The following is a 19,591-nucleotide window of genomic DNA, read 5'->3' on the forward strand; positions in this document are numbered from 1 at the left end:
CAGGGGGCCGTCCCCCCAGGGCGGGCTACTCCGCGGACCGCTCCCTGGCCGGCGTGCGGGACCGCCCGCGCGGCAACACCCGTAGTGCGTCGCCCATGTCGGCCACTTCGATGACCTTCATCCCGGCCGGCACCTTGCCCGGATCCGCCGGCACCAGCGCGTGGGTGAACCCCAGCCGGTGCGCCTCCGCGAGACGCCGCTGCACGCCCGTCACCCGCCGCACCTCGCCGGCCAGGCCGACCTCCCCGATCGCCACGAGGTTCTTCGGCAGCGGGACGTCGCTGGCGGCCGAGGCCAGCGCGAGCGCGATCGCCAGGTCGGCGGCCGGCTCGGTGAGCTTCACCCCGCCCACCGTGGCGCTGTAGATGTCGCGCTTGCCGAGCGCCGTGATCCGGCCGCGCTGCTCCAGCACCGCCAGCATCATCGACACGCGCGAGGTCTCCAGGCCCGAGGTCGTGCGCCGGGGGGAGGGGATCTGCGAGTCCACGGTCAGCGCCTGCACCTCGGCGACCAGCGGGCGCTTGCCCTCCAGAGTCACGGTCAGGCAGGTGCCGGGCACCGCCTCGGCGCGGCGGGTCAGGAACAGCCCGCTCGGGTCGGCGAGCCCGGTGATCCCCTCGTCGTGCAGTTCGAAGCAGCCGACCTCGTCGGTGGCGCCGTAACGGTTCTTGATGCCGCGCACCAGCCGCAGCCGGGCGTGCCGGTCGCCCTCGAAGCTCAGCACCACGTCGACGAGGTGCTCCAGCAGACGCGGGCCGGCGATGGCGCCGTCCTTGGTCACGTGGCCCACGAGGAGGGTGGCCATCCCGCGTTCCTTGGAGGCCCGGATCAGCGCCCCGGCCACCTCCCGCACCTGGGCCATGCCGCCGGGCGCGCCGTCGATCTCGGGGGAGGCGACGGTCTGTACGGAGTCCAGGACCAGCAGGGAGGGCTTCACCGCGTCGAGGTGCCCGAGCACGGCGGACAGATCGGTCTCGGCAGCCAGATAGAGGTGATCACTGAGGGCGTTGATCCGGTCGGCCCGCAGCCGCACCTGGCTCGCGGACTCCTCGCCCGTCACGTACAGCGTGCGGTGCTCGTCGCTGGCCGCCTTCGCCGCGACGTCGAGCAGCAGCGTCGACTTGCCGACGCCGGGCTCACCGGCGAGCAGCACCACGGCGCCGGGCACGAGCCCGCCGCCGAGGACGCGGTCCAGCTCGTCCACGCCGGTGCTGCGGGCGGTCGCGGTCCGGCCGTCGACCTGCGCGATCGGCAGGGCGGCGGTCGAGACCCGGCCGGCGGCGGTGGTCCGCACGGCGGGCGCGCCCATCTCCTCGACGGTGCCCCAGGCCTGGCACTCGGGACAGCGTCCGAGCCACTTCGCGGTCGTCCAGCCGCAGTCGGTGCAGCGGTAGGACGGCCGGTCCTTGGCGGATGAACGAGCAGTGCGGGCAGCCATGGCGTTCACGGTAGCCGCACCCACCGACAGGCCGGACCGCGGTGCCGGTGGCGGGGCCCGGCCGCCGCGCTGCGAAGGTGTCGCCACGGACCTGTCCGACGGGGGATCGCCCTTCGCCACCGGACGCGGCGGCGGCTCCCGGCGTGCCCGTAGCGGCAGGGGGTCAGGGCCTGCCGGTCCGACCGCGTCAGGGCCTGCGTCAGCGCCTCACCGATCTGTTCACCCTTAAGGGCTAAATGTGGCGAAGGCTTCCAGGCCGCCACCGGCGCGCCGCCTACGGTCGCCAGGTGAACAGCAGCAGCCAGGCACACTCCTCAGCGCGCACCGGCGCACACCGGGCGCACGGGCGCATGCCCCACGAGGGCGAGCAGCCGCCGCCGTTCCGGCACGAGCCCTACCTGGACGGCCTGTTCACGTACTGCCTGTCGGTCCTGTGCGACCACGACACCGCGACCGACGTGCTCGGGGACGTACTCGCCGTGGCCGAGCGGCATCCCGGCCGCTGCCCCGACGAGGGCGACCGGCGAGCCTGGCTCTACGCACTCGCCCGCTGGGGCTGCCTGCACCGGCTCGCGGAGCACCGGCGCGCGCGACTGGGAGCGCATTCCGCCCGGCGTGCGCCGGAGCACACCGAGCACGAGCGTGCGCCGGGTGGCGGAACGGCCCCCGACCACGGCCGGGAAGCCCACCGGCCTCTTGACGTGAGCGCCTACCGCCGTACCGAGCTCGCCCGGCTCGCCTGGCCCGAAGCCGCCGGCACCACGCCCGAGCAGCGCGAAGCCCTCGAACTCGCCGTCCGCCACCGGCTCGGCGTCCCCGAACTCGCCGCCGTCCTCGGCACACCTCCGGCCGCCGCCCGCGAGCTGCTCTCCGGCGCCGCCTGCGAGGTCGAGCGCACCCGCGCCGCCCTCGCCGTCGTCGAGACCGGCAACTGCCCCGGCGTCTCCCGGCTCACCGGCGACGACGGCGACGGCAACGTCCTGCTCTCCAGCACCCTGCGCGCCGAGCTCGTCCGCCACGTCGACGACTGCCCCCGGTGCCGCCGCGTCGCCGAACGCGTCGGCGCCGCAGGCCCCTGGCCCGGCTCAGGCGGCCTCAACACCGCCGCGCTCCCCCTCGTACCGGCCCCCCGCACCGCCGTCCACGCCGCGATGCTCCGCTCCGGCCGGGGCCGCGGCCGCAGCCCCGCCCCGCGCTTCGACCGCACCGGCTTCCCCATGGACCCCAAGGACCGCGCGGCCCGCCGCGACCGGCTGCGCGCCCGGGTCGTGACCACCACCGTGGTCGCCACCGTCGTCGCCGCCCCGGTCCTGGCACTGTGGGCGGCGTACCGCGGTGACCCCGCCGCCGGCGAGCACGCCGGCGGCGACGCCACCCGTATCTCCGCCAGCGAGTCCGAACTCCCCACCGCGCGGACCGACGGACACCCGCTGACCGCCTACGAGAACGCCGGGAACGCCGCCAGCACCACCAGCGGCCCCGGCTTCGCCCAGAGCGACACCGCCTCCGACGTCTCCGTCGAGGTGATCAGCACCGGCCCGCCGGCCACCCCCGACCAGACCGGCAACCCCGGCCGCCTCAGCGTGGCCGCATCCTCGCAGGGCTCCGTCACCCTGCTCACCCTCGCCGCCTCCGGCGGCGCCCCGGTGGACTGGCGGCTCTGGTCCGACGCCCCCTGGCTGCGCGCGAGCCGGACCGCGGGCACGCTGGCCCCAGGAGAATCGGTCACCCTACGGATCGCCGTCGACCCCGAGGCCCAGCCCGTCGGCGCCTGGAGCGCCCGGGTCGGAGTCGACCCGAGCGGCGCGGTGGTCTCCATCCAGGGCCGGGGCCGCCCCGCGTCGACATCCCCGCCCACCCCGGACCCGACACAGCCCGGCACTCCGGCGCCCTCCCCGGACCCGACGCAACCGCCCACCCCGACCCCGTCCCCGACGGAGCCGACGATCCCGCCGCCCTCCCCGACGCCCCGGCCGACCCCGACGGAGGGCTCAGGCGGAACGGTTTCCCCCGCCCCGGACCCCGCCCCGTCGGCGTCACAGGCCCCCTGACGGGGCCGGCCCGAGCGGGACGGGGTCAGACGGTCAGGCGGTCAGGCAGGATCCGCGGGGTGCGGGGCCATCGGCAGCAGCGAGGCGAGCCGCGCCTCGCACAGCTCCACGAGGGCGTCGTACCCCTCCTTGCCCATCAGCTCCGTCAGCTCGGGGCGGTACGAGACGTACACCGGCTCCCCGGCACCGTGCGCCGAGGTGGCCGACGTGCACCACCAGTGCAGGTCGTGGCCGCCCGGACCCCAGCCGCGGCGGTCGTACTCACCGATCGACACCTGCAGCACGCGGGTGTCGTCCGGCCGGTCGATCCAGTCGTAGGTCCGGCGGATCGGCAGCTGCCAGCAGACGTCGGGCTTGGTCTCCAGAGGCTCCCGGCCCTCCTTCACGGCGAGGATGTGCAGCGAGCACCCGGCCCCGGCGGGGAACCCCGGCCGGTTCAGGAAGATGCACGCGCCGTCCCACCGGCGGGTCTGCTTCTCCCCGTCGTCGTCGTGCTGCGTCCACCCGCTCTCGCTGCCGACGTCGTGGAACTGCCACAGCTCGGGCGTCAGCCGCGCCACGTGCTGCGCGACGCGCTTCTCGTCGTCATCGTCGGAGAAGTGCGCGCCGAGCGTGCAGCACCCGTCGTCCGCCCGGCCCGCCTGGATGCCCTGGCAGCCACTGCCGAAGATGCAGGTCCAGCGGGAGGTGAGCCAGGTCAGGTCACATCGGAAGACCTGCTCGTCGTCGGCGGGGTCGGGAAACTCCACCCAGGCCCGGGGGAAGTCCAGCCCCTTCTCGTCGGCGACGACCACGACCTTCTCCTTGCCGCCCTTGGCCTTGGCGCTGCCCTTGCCCTTGACGGTGTCCTTGCCCGTGTCCTTCTGCGACCGGGTCTTGTTGGCCTTCTTCGTATTTGGCACAAACACAAGCGTCTCAGATCAGCAGAATGATCCCGGACCGGACGGAGTGTCGGGTTCACGGGCGAGTTCCCACCAGGGAGGGGTGGCGTGGGCGTGGAGGTGGAAACCTGCGCCCAGTGCCGCTCCTCTCGGCCGGTGCCGACGGGCGGTGGGTGTGCTGATCGTCGTCACGTCCTGGTGCCGGTGGGCTGCGCGGGGCAGCGGTTTCCGGTCCGTGTGGGCGTGTCCCTCCGGACGCTGGCCTGCTGGGCCCGGGGGCCCGGCGGGGGAGGGTGTCCGGCGTCGCCGGGGCGCCGGACGTGTGGTTCTGCGGCGGGTGGCTCCGGTTTTCGACCGGTCCAGCCGGCTTGGTCTCCGCGCGGCCGGTGTGATGGTTGCGCCGGCTTCCAGCGTGTCCACGACCGCGCGGATGGCCATGGTTCCGGAGGCCCGGCTCGTGATCGTTCTGCCTTGGTGGGTGAGGCCGCGCGATGCGATCCGTTGCCAGGCACCCTGGTCGCGGTCGCCCTGCCAGGAGCAGGCGGGGCAGATGGCCCACTTCCAGCCGGGTGCGGTGAGCCGGTCCGGGGCCGCACGGTGCCGTAGCGGGGTGAGGCACCGCGGACAGTGCCTGGAGGTGTCGCGTGCCGGAACGGTGACCACGGCGATGCCCGACTCGCCCGCCATGTGTCGCAAGCGGTCGACGATCTGCCCGCGCACCTGCTGGGAAAGACGCGTGTTCATCGTCCGTCCCATGCCGCCCGCCTCCATTGAGCGGAGGTCTTCGACGTAGATGACGCTCGCTCCGGCGGCGATGGCCTGGTCGACCGCCCACCGAGAGGCGGCCCGGGCCAACGCATCGTTGAGGCTCGACCGACGTGCGCCGACCCGGTCGCACTCCTCGCGGAGAACCGCGTGCCGGGCGGCGAGGGGGTGCTGCTCATTCCCGGCGATGAGGCTCCGGTAGTGGTCGGCCTTGCAGTGCAGGCGCTCGGAGAGTCGGCGCAGCCGGTGCTGCTTGGCGAGGACGCCGGCCGCCCGGAACATGCCTCCGGCCCCTCGGGCGGTGATCCGTCCGTCGCCATGAAGCCGGACCACGCCTGCACTGAGCAGGGTGTTCAGGCCCCAGTCCACGCCGAGCGCGATCGTGTGCCCGCCGCCTGTGCTTCTCGGTACCGGGTGGGTGTACGCGACATCGGCACGGACGCGACCTTGCTGCGGGCGGAGCGTGGGCAGGTGCAGCACCGCGCCCGCCGGAATCGTGGGCGGCAGCCTCAGGAGGCAGGCCACCCAGGTCCAGTCCTTGTAGGACCGCGGGTCGGGGCGGTTGGGGAGCTGAAGGCGCACCAGTGCATGATGCGGATCACCGATTCGCTCGATGGTGGCCTGCTGCCGGTCGCACGCCGACAGGAGCAACGTGCGCGGTGTCCTGGGCGTGGCCTCTAGGTCGAACACATGGACCGGCAGCCGCTTGTGCTTCCCGAGGAACACGGAGACCTGTCGGGTACGTGCCCTGATGGCACTCGTCGGCAAGTGTCGCCCACCCGGTACCGCTGCGCGGACGGCCTCCCACTCCTGTGCCGTGCGTTTGGCCGGGTCGGCGGGCCAGGTGGCGATCACTGCCGCAGTCAGGCCGGTGCGCCAACCCGCCGAACGCAGAATTCGCCCGGCCTGCTCCTGTGCCATACGAACGATCCGGTCATTGACCCGGATCCCCTCGGGCGGTCCGGCGTTCCAGCCGAGGCGACGCAACGCCATCCATGCCTGTGACGGCAACTTCCTGCCGCCGTCGTCCGTACCGGAGATGAGCGCCTCCATATCGGGGGCGGTCCAGTGCGCGGCCAGCAGTTCGGAGACCATGCCTGATGCCAGGTCGGCGCACCAGCCGACGCGCTCCGTCAGCGCGGCGCTGGTCAGCCGTTCTCCGGTCGCCTCATCCACGCCCGTCCGAAGCAAGGCGTGGGCAGCAGCGGTACGGGCGATCTCGCCCTCCGTCAGCGGAACTCGCCGTCCCACGCCGCACCTTCCGTCCCCCGACCTGTCATCCGATCAACGACCCGGCTCACCAAAGGTCGCGCGTTCGATCCGGGAACGGGCATCCAACGCAGCCGCCCCATAGGAATAAGCACCCCTTACAGAGCTCTGGAGTCTTCCTCGCAGTAGCGTTTCCCCCTATGAGACTCGGTGTCCTGGATGTGGGTTCGAATACGGTCCATCTGCTGGTGGTGGACGCGCACCCCGGTGCGCGCCCGCAGCCGGCGCACTCGCACAAGGTGGAGATGAGGCTGGCGGAGCTGCTCGACGAGCGCGGCGCCGTCACACCCGAGGGCGTCGAGCGTCTCGTCTCGGTGATCGGCGACGCGGTGCAGGCCGCCGAGGACAAGGGGTGCGAGGACGTTCTCCCCTTCGCGACCAGCGCCGTACGCGAGGCCACGAACGCGGACGAGGTCCTGGCGCGGGTCAAGGCCGAGACCGGCGTCGACCTGCCGGTGCTCAGCGGTGAGGACGAGGCCCGGCTCACCTTCCTCGCGGCCCGCCGCTGGTTCGGCTGGTCCGCCGGGAAGCTGCTGGTCCTGGACATCGGCGGCGGCTCGCTGGAGATCGCGTACGGCATCGACGAGGACCCGGACGCCGCCGTCTCCCTCCCGCTGGGCGCGGGCCGCCTCACCTCGGGCTGGCTCCCGGGCGACCCGCCGGACGCGCTGGACATCCGGGCGCTGCGGCGGCACGTGCGGGCGGAGATCGCCCGGACGGTCCGCGAGTTCAGCCGCTTCGGCGTGCCGGACCACGTGGTGGCGACCTCGAAGACCTTCAAGCAGCTGGCCCGCATCGCGGGCGCGGCCCGCTCCGCGGACGGCCTGTACGTACAGCGGGACCTGAGCCGCAAGTCCCTGGAGGAGTGGGTCCCGCGCCTGGCGGCGATGACCACGGCCCAGCGGTCCGCCCTCCCGGGCGTCTCGGAGGGCCGGGCGAACCAGCTCCTGGCGGGTGCGCTGGTGGCGGAGGGCGCGATGGACCTGTTCGGCGTGGACCACCTGGAGATCTGCCCGTGGGCCCTGCGCGAGGGCGTGATCCTCCGCAGGCTGGACCACATGCCGGCACCGGGGGCCTGAGGGCCGCTACCGGCCGTCCGAGAAGTTGTGCACCCCCCACCAGCCGGACTCGTCGTGGTAGATGCCCACTCCCACCTCGGTGAACGTCCGGCTGGTCTGCGCCTTGTAGTGCCCGGGGCTGTGGCGCCACATGGACTGGAACTTCTCCGCCGCCTGCTGGGCGGTCATCGACTCGTCGCTCCACATCACGATGTTCTCGCCGACCCAGGTGCGCGATCCGGTCACCAGGTGGCCGGTGTCCTTGCTGCCCGAGTGGCCGAAGCCGGATGTGCGCATGTGCCTGGCCCATTCGCGGGCGAAGCCACTGAGATCGTCCTTCAGTACGAGGGGCGCCAGGCCCACCGTGGCCCGTTCGCCGTTGAGGAGCTTCAGCGACATGGCCTCGGCGTCGCGGACGGCCTGCGAGGACACCCTCGGCCCGGCCACCTTCGGGTCCGGGCCGACCGGGCCGGACCCGGACGCACCGCCGGCCGGGGCAGGGCCGGGCGCGTCGGCGCCCTTCGACGGCTTGGATCCGCGGGACGGGGCGGCGTCCGGCCGGACCTCCGCCGAAGGGGAGGCCGCAGCCGCCGGGGACGAGGCGGGCGCGCCGGACGGGGTCGCCGACGCGAGCGGTGAGCCGGATATCCCGGTCGGGGTGCCCGGACCGGGCTGCTGCGCGGGTTCGGTCGCGGCGCCGGCGGCAGCGCCAGCTCCAGCGTCCGTGTCCGTGGACGAGGACGCGGCCACGCGGTCGGCGCCCCCGGAAGCGCCGTCCGTTCCGTGGAGGGCGAAGGCCCCCGCCGCGACGGCGACGAGCGCGGCCGCGGACACCATCAGGCCCGTGCGCCTCGCGCTGCTGCGCGTACGCACCGCCCTGCGGCCCCCCGCACGGCGACGGGACTTCGCAGGGCGCCGCTCCCTGTCGTGGACCGGCCCGGCTCCCTGGTGGGCAAGGCTTTCGACCGGCTCGTGCTCGTGCATGTGTGGCCCTTCGCAGTCGTGCGGAGCTGCTGCCGGATGGTCCGGCATACAGGGAGACCCGCCCGGGCGACGGCGATAACACTTTCCGGGGCGAACAGCGGGAAACATCCGCCCGGCACCGGCCCCGGTGCGGCCCGAGGCCGCCCGTACGGAGCCGGCGGCCGAGCCCGGCACTGAGCCGGTGGCCGGCCCGCCCCCGCCGCCCCTCCCGCGTGGCCGCCGTCACGGCCACGGCCGCCGCCGGGCCCGTACCCTGTCCCCGTGGCAGAACCAGTCCGTGTCCCGACCGCGAAAGTCGCCCTCTCCACCGCCTCCGTATATCCGGAGTCGACGGCGACCGCCTTCGAGATCGCCGCGCGCCTCGGGTACGACGGCGTCGAGGTGATGGTCTGGACGGACCCGGTCAGCCAGGACGTCGACGCCCTGCGCCGGCTGTCGGACCACCACGGGGTGCCGATCCTGGCCGTCCACGCGCCGTGTCTCCTGATCACCCAGCGGGTCTGGTCCACCGATCCGTGGACCAAGTTGCAGCGCGCCCGGGCGGCGGCCGAGCGGCTCGGGGCGAGCACCGTGGTCGTGCATCCGCCGTTCCGCTGGCAGCGCCAGTACGCACGGGACTTCGTCACCGGCATCTGGCGGATGGCGGACGAGACCGACGTCCGGTTCGCCGTGGAGAACATGTACCCGTGGCGCTACCGCGACCGCGAGATGCTCGCGTACGCCCCTGAGTGGGACGTGACCAAGGACGACTACCGCCACTTCACCGTCGACCTGTCCCACACCGCGACCGCCCGTACCGACGCCACCGCGATGATCGACCGGATGGGCGACCGGCTCGCGCACATCCACCTCGCCGACGGGAACGGATCGGCCAAGGACGAGCACCTGGTCCCGGGCCGGGGTACGCAGCCCTGCGCCGAGCTGCTGGAACGCCTCGCGCAGACTTCGTTCGACGGGCACGTGGTGATCGAGGTGAACACCCGCCGGGCGATGTCCTCCGCCGAACGCGAGGCCGATCTCGCCGAGGCGCTGGCCTTCACCCGCCTGCACCTCGCCACCGCCAGTTCCGCGGCCCCCGCCACCTCCGCCGCCGAGCGCGACGAGGTCCGCCGGCCGTGACCGATACCCCGGACGCCGCCCAGCCCCGCCGCCGCCGCGGCCGCCCCCGGCAGGACGAGGCCGACGAGGGCCCCGGCACCCAGGAGCGCATCCGGCTCGCCGCCCGGGAGGTGTTCGCGGAGCGCGGGTACGACAAGACCTCCGTGCGCGGCATCGCCAAGGTCGCCGGCGTCGACCCTGCGCTGGTGCACCACTACTTCGGCAGCAAGGACGACCTGTTCGCCGCCGCCATCGAGGTCAGCATGGAGCCCGCCCTGGTGGTCCCCTCGATCCTCGGCGAGGGCCCGGACGGCATCGGCGAGCGCCTCGCCCGCTACTTCCTGGGCGTCTGGGAGAACCCGGTCACCCGTGTCCCGCTGCTCGCCGTGATCCGCTCGGCGCTCACGCACGAGGCCGCCGCGAAGGTGCTGCGCGGGCTGGTCCTGCGGCGGGTCCTGGAGCGCGTCGCCGCCGACCTCGACGTTCCCGACCCGACGTTCCGTGCCGAGCTCGCCGCCTCGCACATGGTCGGCATCGCGATCCTGCGCTACGTGGTCCAGGTGGAGCCCCTGGCGTCCGCCGACCCGGAGAAGATCGTGGCGCTCGTCGCGCCGACGCTGCAGCGGTACCTGACCGAGGAATGAGCCCGCCGTCCCGGCATCCGGACGAGGTGTCCGGATCGCGGGCGGTGGGCGTAGCCTCGTATCTGAGCCATATCCGCAGTCGCGGCTGACCGTACAGCCGCACTCATGGGGAGTGAAACCGCATGCCCGAGCTGAGGTCCCGCACCGTCACCCACGGCCGCAACATGGCAGGCGCACGTGCGCTTATGCGCGCCTCGGGCGTAGCGAGCGCGGACATCGGCAAGCCGATCGTCGCGGTCGCCAACTCCTTCACCGAGTTCGTCCCCGGCCACACCCACCTGGCTCCGGTCGGCCGCATCGTCTCGGACGCGATCCGGGCCGCCGGTGCGATCCCGCGCGAGTTCAACACCATCGCGGTCGACGACGGCATCGCCATGGGTCACGGCGGCATGCTGTACTCCCTCCCCTCCCGCGACCTGATCGCGGACTCGGTCGAGTACATGGTCGAGGCGCACTGCGCCGACGCGCTGATCTGCATCTCCAACTGCGACAAGATCACCCCCGGCATGCTGATGGCCGCCATGCGCCTCAACATCCCGGTGGTGTTCGTGTCCGGCGGCCCGATGGAGGCCGGCCAGGCGACCCTCGTCGACGGCACGGTCCGCAAGCTCGACCTGATCGACGCCATGGTCGACGCCTCCAACGAGAACGTCTCCGACGAGGACGTCCTGCGCATCGAGGAGAACGCCTGTCCCACCTGCGGCTCCTGCAGCGGCATGTTCACCGCCAACTCGATGAACTGCCTGGCCGAGGCCATCGGCCTGGCCCTCCCCGGCAACGGCTCGGTCCTCGCCACGCACACTGCCCGCCGCGCCCTGTACGAGGACGCCGGCCGCACGGTCGTGGAGATCACCAAGCGCTACTACGAGGACGGCGACGAGTCCGTCCTCCCGCGCAACATCGCCACCCGTGAGGCCTTCGAGAACGCCATGGCCCTCGACATCGCGATGGGCGGCTCCACCAACACGATCCTGCACCTGCTGGCCGCGGCGCAGGAAGCGGGTCTGGACTACGACCTCACCGACATCGACGCCGTCTCGCGCCGGGTCCCGTGCCTGGCCAAGGTCGCGCCGAACGTGGCGCCCGGCGGCACGTACTACATGGAGGACATCCACCGCGCCGGCGGCATCCCCGCCATCCTCGGTGAGCTGCACCGCGGCGGACTCCTCAACAAGGACATCAACACCGTCCACTCCGACGGCCTGGAGGACTGGCTCGCCCAGTGGGACGCCCGCTCCGGCACGGCCTCCGACACGGCCATGGAGCTGTGGCACGCGGGCCCCGGCTGCGAGCGCTCCGCCACCGCCTTCTCGCAGTCCAAGCGCTGGGAGTCCCTCGACCTCGACGCCGAGGGCGGCTGCATCCGCTCGGTGCAGCACGCGTACTCCAAGGACGGCGGCCTCGCCGTGCTGCGCGGCAACATCGCCGAGGACGGATGCGTCGTGAAGACCGCCGGCGTCGACGAGTCGATCTGGACCTTCGAGGGTCCGGCGGTCGTCTGCGAGTCCCAGGACGAGGCGGTCGACAAGATCCTCCGCAAGGAGATCAAGGAGGGCGACGTCGTCGTCATCCGCTACGAGGGCCCGCGCGGCGGCCCCGGCATGCAGGAGATGCTCTACCCGACCTCCTTCCTCAAGGGCCGCGGCCTCGGCAAGTCCTGCGCCCTGGTGACCGACGGCCGCTTCTCCGGCGGCACCTCGGGCCTGTCCATCGGCCACGCCTCCCCGGAGGCGGCCTCGGGCGGCACCATCGCGGTCGTCGAGGACGGCGACCGGATCCGCATCGACATCCCGAACCGGTCCATCGAGGTCCTCGTCGACGAGGCCACCCTGGCGGCCCGCCACGAGGCCCTCGGCGGCGTCTACGCCCCGAAGAACCGTGAGCGCAAGGTCTCCGCGGCCCTGCGCGCCTACGCCGCCATGGCCACAAGCGCCGACAAGGGCGCGGTCCGCGACGTCTCCCTCCTGGGCTGATCGTCCGCACGGCAGCAGTGACGCCCCCGCACCCCCCGGTGCGGGGGCGTCCGCGTCTCACCAGCCGGAGGAAGCCCCCGCGGCGACCGCGAACACCGTCCCGTCGGGCGCGTTCCCGAACAGCCGACCGTCCGCGGTCACCGGCGCGGGCAGCGTCGAGGTGTGGGCGGCGGCCTTGCCGTCGGCCATCCGCGCCCTGGTCTGCCCCGTCGGACGGCCGCTGTCGGCGTCGACGGCCAGCAGCCGTCCGTCCGGCGCCATCAGGGCGACCAGCCCGTCGGCGAACACGGGGCGGGAGGCCACCGTCACGCCCGTCTCCGACCGCCAGCGCTCCTTGGCCGCTCCGACCGCCACCAGCGCGCCGGAGGTCCCGGACAGGTAGGTGGTCCCGTCCCGGTCCACCGTGGCCTGTGCATCGAGGAGCGGAGCCTTCAGCGGTACCCGGTGCACCGCGTGTGTCGCCAGGTCGGCCCGTACGACGGCGGTGGTCCTGGAGGACGAGTCGAGGTCCAGCAGGTACAGCCCGCCCTGCGCCGTGCCTACCGGCTGCAGCCGCCCCGCCGTCCGCAGCTGCCCCCGCACCGTCCCGGTCGCCGGGTCCACCGCGGCGACCTGGGTGGACCCGCCGTCGCCCCCGGGCGTCGCCACGTACAGCCCGGGTGCTGCGCCGTCCTGCCCGTCGTCGCCCCACCAGACGGATCCGACCCCGCCGATCTGCCTGGTCCAGAGCGGTGTGCCGGTCGCCGGGTCCAGCGCCGTGACGCTGCCGCCCGTCCCCACGAGCAGGACGTGCCCGCCCGCGGTCATCACCTGTGTGCCGTCCGGGAGCCGGTGCCTCCAGTGCTCGGCCCCCGTACCCGGATCCAGTGCCTGGAGCGTCTCGCTGCCCGGCACCACGACGAGTACCTGCCCACCCGCGTGCAGCGGAGCGCTGACGGCCGTGGCCTTCTTCGCGGGGCCGGCCGCCTCCAGCGCCCACACCGTGGCGCCGTTTGCGGGATCGAGCCGTGCCGCGGTGATGCCCGGACCGGTGCAGTAGAGGGCCGCAGCCTGCCAGGAGCAGGCCCCCATCCGGCTGCCCGTCACGGGCCCGACCAGCGGGACCGCCCATGGGGAGAAGGTCTTCTGCGGCGCCGGACCGGTCTGTGCGGCGATCCGGCCGGGCGACCCGGCCGCCGCCCCGAACTGCAGGTATCCGCCCACGGTGCCGCCGGCGAGCAGCAGCCCGAGCCCGATGCCGGCCGCTACCGCCGTCCGGGTCCTGCGCCGGGGCGGCGCCGCCCCGGGTCCGGCAACGATCCGCTCCCGCTTGTGGGTGATCTGCTCGGCATCGAGGGGCCGCCGGGGCTCTGGGATGAAGGCCCGGGTGTCCTCGCCGGTCGGGTACGCGATCGCCCGCATCTCGGCGATCAGCGCCTCGGCGGTGGGCCGCTCCGCCGGATCCTTGGCCAGGCAGCGCGCGACGAGGGGTACGAGCTGCGGCGGAAGCCCGGTCAGATCCGGTTCGCTGTGCACCACTTGGTACGCCACCAGGTAGTGGCTGTCCGAGTCGAACGGCCCGTGCCCGGTCGCCGCGTGCACGAGCACCGCCCCCAGGGCGAAGACGTCCGCGGCCGTCCCCACGTCGCGGGGCCGCTGGAACTGCTCGGGCGCCATGAACGGCGGGGTGCCGATCAGCTTGCCCGTCTCGGTCCGAAGGTCGCTGTCCGCCGGCCGGGAGATCCCGAAGTCGATGACCCGCACGCCGTCCGGAGCCATGAGCACGTTGCTGGGCTTCAGGTCCCGGTGCACCACTCCCGCCCGGTGGATGTCCCGCAGGGCCTCGGCCAGACCGGCGGCGAGCCGGGCCAGTTCGGAGGGGTCCAGCACCTTTTCCCGTACGCGCTCGGAGAGCGTCGGCGCGTCGATGAACAGCGTGGCCATCCACGGCCGTTCGGCATCGGGGTCGGCGTCCACGACGGGCGCGGTGAACGCTCCGCTGACCCGGCGCGCCGCGGCGACCTCCTGCCGGAACCGGGCCCGGAACTCCGGGTCCACCGCGTGCGAGGGGTGCACGATCTTGACGGCGAGTTTCAGCCCCGAACCGGACGTGGCCAGATGGACGACGCCCATCCCTCCGGAGCCGAGCACCGATTCGAGCCGGTACTGCCCGGCGTACTCCGGAAAACCCACGTAGTCCGCGCGCCGCGAATGCACCGTTCACCACCCCCGCCGGAGCCTAGTCGATGACCCGTGCGATTCTCCAAGGTCCTGCTACCCTGCGCGAGTTGCGCACGGCAACGCCCATGGGGGGAGATTTCGCATGTCGGTGGAGAACGATTCGAGCCAAATCCAGAGCCTTGCCTCCGGCTCCGGTTACCCGTCCTACCCGGTCGCTCCCGGCTCCCGGCTGAACGTCCGCAGCGGCCCCGGCACCAACTACTCGGTCATCGACGTCCTGCCGTACGGCGCGACCGTCACGCTCCGCTGCCAGACCGACGGCACCACCGTCTCGGGCCCGTACGGCACGACCGCCATCTGGGACTGCATCGGCAACGGCCGGTTCGTCTCCGACGCGTACGTGAGGACCGGCAGCGACGGCTATGTCGTCACCGAGTGCGGCTGACCCTTCTCGGACCGCTGCCGGACCCGTCGGACCCGTCTGACACGTGAGACACACCGGGCCCGCCCGGCCCGGCGGGGGATAATCGCTGACGTGAGCGACGACCAGCGAGACCAGACCCCCGCCGAGCCGGACGCGCAGGCCGCGGTGCCCGCCGGCCCGCAGCCCGAGCCGATCCGGTTCTTCGGCACGACGTGGGTCGACCACGACGGCGGCTACGCCCTGCGCCGCGCCGGCCTCGCCATCGGCTCGCTGACCACCGCCGTCGCCGCAGCCCTGCTGCTCCGCCTCTCCTACGAGGGTCTGGAGATCGGCAACGTCGGTCCCTTCCTCAGCATCTCGGTCGTCGTCCTCTTCGCGATCTCCAGCTCCATCGCCTTCACCAAGACCTGGGCCTCCTTCAGCCGTCGCCCCGCCCCGTCCTCCGACGAGGCCGCCCTCAAGGGCCTCAAGACGATCGGTTTCATCGGCTCGCTCATCGCGTACTTCCTGCGCTGCCTCGGCGAGGCCCCGGGCGAGAAGCTCCACCGCGCCGAGTACGAGCGCGCGCAGACCGAATACGCCCGCCGCCGCAGCACCCGCACGGGCAACCCGGCCGCCCGCCGCCCCAAGCGCAAGAAGTAGCGGTATCAGGCAGGAAGGCCGGCCCAGAGGAGTCCGGAGCAGTCCGACCCTTCCCGGTGATTGACGCCCGGGCACCGCCAGGAGCATTATTCATCACATGATGAATAACCAGGCGGACGGAGACCCCGCCGCCGTCAACGCCCGTGACCTCACCGTCCGCCGCGGCACCGGCCGCACCCCCCGCACCGTCCTCGACTCCATCGCCTTCGACGTCCCCCGCGGCCGCATCACCGGCCTCCTCGGCCCCTCCGGCTGCGGAAAATCCACCCTCATGCGCGCCGTCGTCGGCACCCAGGCCCACGTCACCGGAACCCTCGACGTCCTCGGCCACCCCGCCGGCCACCCCCGGCTCCGCTCCCGCATCGGCTACGTCACCCAGGCGCCCAGCGTCTACGACGACCTCACCGTCCGGCAGAACCTCGAATACTTCGCCGCCGTCCTCGACCCCGGCCGCGCCGCCGCCGACCGCCGGGCCGACGCCGTCACCCGTGCCATCACCGACGTCGACCTCACCACCCGCGCCGGCGCCCTCGCCGGCAACCTCTCCGGCGGCCAGCGCAGCCGCGTCTCCCTCGCCGTCGCCCTGCTCGGCACCCCCGAGCTCCTCGTCCTCGACGAACCCACCGTCGGCCTCGACCCCGTCCTGCGCCGCGACCTGTGGAACCTCTTCCACGACATCACCGCCACCCGCGGCGCGACGATCCTCGTCTCCTCCCACGTCATGGACGAGGCCGAACGCTGCCACGACCTGCTCCTCATGCGCGAGGGCCGCATCCTCGCCCAGGACACCCCCGACGCACTGCGCGCCCGTACCCACTCCGCCACCGTCGAAGAGGGCTTCCTGCGCCTGGTCGACGAAGCCAACGCGCACGCCGCCACCGCGAACGCCGCCGACACCGCGGCCCTCACCCCGGAGCAGAGCCGATGACCGCCACGACCGCCATGAGCGGCGCCCGCACCGGCGCCACTGCCGCCCGCGTGCTGCGCCAGCTCCGCCACGACCCGCGCTCCATCGCGCTGATGCTCCTGGTCCCGGTACTGATGCTCACCCTGCTGCGCTTCGTCTTCGACGGCAGCCCCAAGACCTTCGACGGCATCGGCGCGTCACTGCTCGGGATCTTCCCCCTCATCACCATGTTCCTGGTGACCTCCATCGCCACCCTGCGCGAACGCACCTCCGGAACCCTGGAGCGCCTCCTCGCCATGCCGCTGGGCAAGGGCGACCTCATCGCCGGCTACGCCCTCGCCTTCGGCGCCGTCGCCGTCCTCCAGTCCGTCCTCGCCACCGGCCTCGCCCTCTGGGTCCTCGGCCTCGACGTCATCGGATCCCCCTGGCTGCTGCTCCTCGTAGCCCTGCTCGACGCACTCCTCGGCACCGCGCTCGGCCTGTTCGTCTCCGCCTTCGCGGCCTCCGAGTTCCAGGCCGTCCAGTTCATGCCGGCGGTGATCTTCCCGCAGCTCCTCCTCTGCGGCCTCTTCGCGGCCCGCGACACCATGCACCCGGTCCTCGAAGGCCTGTCCGACGTCCTGCCCATGTCCTACGCGGTCGACGGCATGACCCAGGTCCTCACCCACACCGACATGACCGCCGCATTCGTCCGCGACGCCGCGATCGTCGCCGCCTGCGCGCTGCTCGTACTCGCCCTCGGCGCGGTCACCCTCCGCCGCCGCACCCCCTGACGCCCACAGGCCGGACAGTCCCGCCCCGTTCGTTTCCCGGGTGAAAGGATGAGGCCGTATACGTGTCACGCGTGAAACTCCCCCGGCCACCGCTGGGAGGGACCCCCAGGCGAGGTGAATCGGGCATGACCCAGACAGTCGCAGTCCTCGGTACCGGAAAGATCGGCGAGGCCCTGCTCAGCGGAATGATCCGCGGCGGCTGGCCCGCCTCGAAACTCCTCGTCACCGCCCGCCGCACCGAACGGGCCGAGGAACTCCGCACCCGCTACGGGGTCGAGGCCGTCTCCAACGCCGAGGCCGCCAAGCGCGCCGACACCCTCATCCTCACCGTCAAGCCCCAGGACATGGCGAAGCTCCTCGACGAGCTCGCCCCGCACGTCCCCGCCGACCGCCTGGTGATCAGTGGCGCCGCCGGCGTGCCGACCGCCTTCTTCGAGGAACGGCTCAGCACGGGCACCCCCGTCGTCCGCGTCATGACGAACACCCCCGCCCTCGTCGACGAGGCCATGTCCGTCATCTCCGCCGGCAGCCACGCCACCGCGGCGCACCTCGCCCACACCGAGGAGATCTTCGGCAGCGTCGGCAAGACCCTGCGCGTCCCCGAGTCCCAGCAGGACGCGGCCACCGCCCTCTCCGGCTCCGGCCCCGCCTACTTCTACTTCCTCGTCGAGGCCATGACCGACGCCGGCATCCTCCTCGGCCTGCCCCGCGCGCAGGCCCACGACCTGATCGTCCAGGCCGCCATCGGCGCCGCCGTGATGCTCCGCGACAGCGGCGAGCACCCGGTCAAGCTCCGCGAGGCCGTCACCTCCCCGGCCGGTACGACGATCAACGCCATCGTCGAGCTGGAGAAGCACGGCGTGCGCGCCGCGCTCATCGCCGCCCTCGAAGCGGCCCGCGACCGCAGCCGCGAGCTCGCCTCCGGCAACAGCTGAGAAACCCGTACCGGTGGGGCCCCGCGGCACGCGGGACCCCACCCGTCACGGCTCCAGCAACCCGATGGCCCGGTACGCCCGGTCCACCACCGGCCGCGCCAGCTCCCGGGCCCGCCCGGCGCCCTCCCGCAGCACCTTCTCCACCTGGGCCGGATCGCCCGCCAGCTCCGCGTGCCGCTCCTGCACCGGCCCCAGCAGCTCGACCACCGCGTCGGCCACGTCCCGCTTGAGCGCCCCGTAGCCGCTGTACCCGTCGGCGAGCGCGGCCGGATCGCCCCCGGTGCACGCCGCCAGGATGTCCAGCAGGTTCGCGACCCCCGGCCGCGCCTCCCGGTCGTAGAGCACGCCGTCGTCCCCGCTGTCGGTGACCGCCCGCATCACCTTCTTGCGCACGACCCCGGGCTCGTCGAGCAGGTAGACGATCCCCGCCGTGTTCTCGTGCGACTTCCCCATCTTCGACGTCGGGTCCTGCAGGTCCATGACCCGCGCGGCCACCGCCGGCAGCGTGGCCCGCGGCACGGTGAAGGTGTGCCCGTAGCGCTGGTTGAACCGCACCGCGAGATCACGGGTCAGCTCGACGTGCTGCCGCTGGTCCTCACCGACCGGCACCTCTGTGGCCTCGTACGCCAGGATGTCGGCGGCCATCAGCACGGGATAGGTGAGAAGCGACAGCCGGACGCCCTCCCCGGAGACCTGCGCCCTCGCCGCCTTCTCCTTGTACTGGATCATCCGCCGCAGCTCCCCGTCCGTGGCGGTGCACTCCAGCAGGTACGCCAGCCGCGTGTGCTCGTCCACATGGCTCTGTACGAAGAGGGTGCAGCGCTGCGGATCCAGCCCAGCGGCCAGCAGGAGCGTCGCCGCCTGCCGGCTCAGCCTCCGGACGCGGGCCGGCTCGTGCTCGACGGTCAGTGCGTGCAGATCGACGACGCAGAACAGCGCGGAGTCCGGCGTGTGGTCGGCGGCGACCCACTGCCGCACGGCGCCCAGGTAGTTCCCCAGCGTCAGGTGTCCGGTGGGCTTGATCCCGCTGAAGATCCTCGTCATGTCCTGCTCTCCCTGTGTGTGAGTGGTGTCGGTGCCACCGCGTCGGGCGACCGAGTCACTCCCGGGAGGGGAGAAACAAAAACGGCCGCCGTAGCGGCGGCCGTGAGCGCATGCGTGCTCGCGTGGAAGGTCGGCCGCCGTCAGGCGGCCCACCAGCGAAGGCTGAGCGTCGGTGCATGCGTAGTCATGGGCCCAGCGTAGACGGAGGGGGACGAGGAGGGGGTGAGTTTCGCGTACTCCGCGCGGCGGGTCAGCCTGGGGTTGACACAGGTGTACCGGGTCCGTAAGGTTCTTCGAGTTGTCCGAAGTGAGCGCCGACCCCGGTCGGTCCCCGGACAGCCATCCCGCACCACACATTCGAACGAACGACGCACTCCGTCGTCTCGTTTTCATGCGTATTTGCGAATGAGGAATCCGCGTTCCAGGACGCAGCCGCCGATTAGGTTCGGGGGCAAGGAATCCGCTACTGTCTCACTCGTCGAAAGGGCCCAACAGCCCGGACGACAAATCCCGCTGACTGGGGGTCAGGCCCGAAAGGATCTGAT

At 72.8% G+C, this 19,591-nt stretch carries 16 protein-coding genes; 10 read left to right on the top strand and 6 right to left on the bottom strand.

Translation table 11 applies throughout. The annotated features are described in order from the left end of the window. Positions 1 to 25 precede the first annotated feature (25 nt). A complete protein-coding gene (radA, locus tag OG753_RS24155) occupies positions 26 to 1,438 on the bottom strand; it encodes a DNA repair protein RadA (protein ID WP_327263785.1) in 1,413 nt (470 codons plus the stop codon). A 287-nt stretch (positions 1,439 to 1,725) separates the two neighbouring features. On the opposite strand from radA, the gene OG753_RS24160 reads away from it, so the two are divergent. Continuing rightward, positions 1,726 to 3,489: a BACON domain-containing protein gene (locus OG753_RS24160; protein WP_405790099.1), complete on the top strand. Its 1,764-nt coding sequence runs from the start codon at positions 1,726 to 1,728 to the stop codon at positions 3,487 to 3,489. A 41-nt stretch (positions 3,490 to 3,530) separates the two neighbouring features. Here the strand turns inward: OG753_RS24160 and OG753_RS24165 are convergent, their stop codons facing one another. Beyond that, complete coding sequence (locus tag OG753_RS24165; RefSeq protein WP_383196500.1) at positions 3,531 to 4,283, bottom strand: hypothetical protein; 753 nt, start codon at positions 4,281 to 4,283, stop codon at positions 3,531 to 3,533. Between the two features lie 126 nt (positions 4,284 to 4,409). Further along, a complete protein-coding gene (locus OG753_RS24170; protein ID WP_405790100.1) occupies positions 4,410 to 6,386 on the bottom strand; it encodes a zinc ribbon domain-containing protein in 1,977 nt (658 codons plus the stop codon). Positions 6,387 to 6,544: 158 nt separating this feature from the next. Between OG753_RS24170 and OG753_RS24175 the strand changes: the two genes are divergently transcribed. Further along, complete coding sequence (locus OG753_RS24175; RefSeq protein ID WP_327263789.1) at positions 6,545 to 7,483, top strand: Ppx/GppA phosphatase family protein; 939 nt, start codon at positions 6,545 to 6,547, stop codon at positions 7,481 to 7,483. A 6-nt stretch (positions 7,484 to 7,489) separates the two neighbouring features. Here OG753_RS24175 and OG753_RS24180 read toward each other — a convergent pair whose 3' ends face one another. Continuing rightward, positions 7,490 to 8,446 carry a CAP domain-containing protein gene (locus tag OG753_RS24180; protein ID WP_327263790.1) on the bottom strand — a complete coding sequence of 319 codons (957 nt, stop codon included), beginning with the start codon at positions 8,444 to 8,446 and terminating at the stop codon, positions 7,490 to 7,492. A 261-nt stretch (positions 8,447 to 8,707) separates the two neighbouring features. Between OG753_RS24180 and OG753_RS24185 the strand changes: the two genes are divergently transcribed. From OG753_RS24185 to ilvD, 3 genes are all read left to right on the top strand, one after another. Further along, positions 8,708 to 9,565, top strand: a complete 858-nt coding sequence (locus OG753_RS24185; RefSeq protein ID WP_405790102.1) for a sugar phosphate isomerase/epimerase family protein — start codon at positions 8,708 to 8,710, stop codon at positions 9,563 to 9,565. Continuing rightward, entirely contained in the window at positions 9,562 to 10,188 is a 627-nt protein-coding gene (locus OG753_RS24190; RefSeq protein ID WP_405790104.1) for a TetR family transcriptional regulator, read from the top strand. The genes OG753_RS24185 and OG753_RS24190 overlap by 4 nt, the downstream gene beginning before the upstream one ends. A 122-nt stretch (positions 10,189 to 10,310) precedes the next feature. Further along, positions 10,311 to 12,161 (top strand): dihydroxy-acid dehydratase, encoded by a 1,851-nt coding sequence (ilvD, locus tag OG753_RS24195; RefSeq protein WP_327263793.1) that lies wholly within the window; start codon positions 10,311 to 10,313, stop codon positions 12,159 to 12,161. Between the two features lie 57 nt (positions 12,162 to 12,218). On the opposite strand, the gene OG753_RS24200 is transcribed toward ilvD, so the two are convergent. Beyond that, entirely contained in the window at positions 12,219 to 14,357 is a 2,139-nt protein-coding gene (locus tag OG753_RS24200) for a serine/threonine-protein kinase (RefSeq protein ID WP_405790106.1), read from the bottom strand. Positions 14,358 to 14,463: 106 nt separating this feature from the next. On the opposite strand from OG753_RS24200, the gene OG753_RS24205 reads away from it, so the two are divergent. The 5 genes from OG753_RS24205 to proC all read left to right on the top strand — a co-directional run bounded on the left by OG753_RS24205 (position 14,464) and on the right by proC (position 18,002). After that, a complete protein-coding gene (locus OG753_RS24205; RefSeq protein ID WP_327263795.1) occupies positions 14,464 to 14,766 on the top strand; it encodes an SH3 domain-containing protein in 303 nt (100 codons plus the stop codon). Between the two features lie 90 nt (positions 14,767 to 14,856). Continuing rightward, the gene (locus OG753_RS24210) at positions 14,857 to 15,387 is read left to right on the top strand and encodes a hypothetical protein (RefSeq protein WP_383196492.1); all 531 of its coding nucleotides are present in this window, start codon (positions 14,857 to 14,859) and stop codon (positions 15,385 to 15,387) included. A 97-nt stretch (positions 15,388 to 15,484) separates the two neighbouring features. Further along, positions 15,485 to 16,315, top strand: a complete 831-nt coding sequence (locus OG753_RS24215; RefSeq protein WP_405790108.1) for an ABC transporter ATP-binding protein — start codon at positions 15,485 to 15,487, stop codon at positions 16,313 to 16,315. Then, positions 16,312 to 17,067, top strand: coding sequence for an ABC transporter permease (locus tag OG753_RS24220; protein ID WP_327263797.1), 756 nt, complete (start codon positions 16,312 to 16,314; stop codon positions 17,065 to 17,067). Before OG753_RS24215 ends, OG753_RS24220 begins: the two co-directional genes overlap by 4 nt. Positions 17,068 to 17,192: 125 nt before the next feature. Further along, positions 17,193 to 18,002 carry a pyrroline-5-carboxylate reductase gene (proC, locus tag OG753_RS24225; RefSeq protein WP_327263798.1) on the top strand — a complete coding sequence of 270 codons (810 nt, stop codon included), beginning with the start codon at positions 17,193 to 17,195 and terminating at the stop codon, positions 18,000 to 18,002. 45 nt (positions 18,003 to 18,047) lie between these two features. Here the strand turns inward: proC and trpS are convergent, their stop codons facing one another. After that, positions 18,048 to 19,046 carry a tryptophan--tRNA ligase gene (trpS, locus tag OG753_RS24230; protein ID WP_405790110.1) on the bottom strand — a complete coding sequence of 333 codons (999 nt, stop codon included), beginning with the start codon at positions 19,044 to 19,046 and terminating at the stop codon, positions 18,048 to 18,050. Positions 19,047 to 19,591 lie beyond the last annotated feature (545 nt).

The organism is Streptomyces sp. NBC_00029 (assembly GCF_045160505.1).
Lineage (GTDB): Bacteria > Actinomycetota > Actinomycetes > Streptomycetales > Streptomycetaceae > Streptomyces.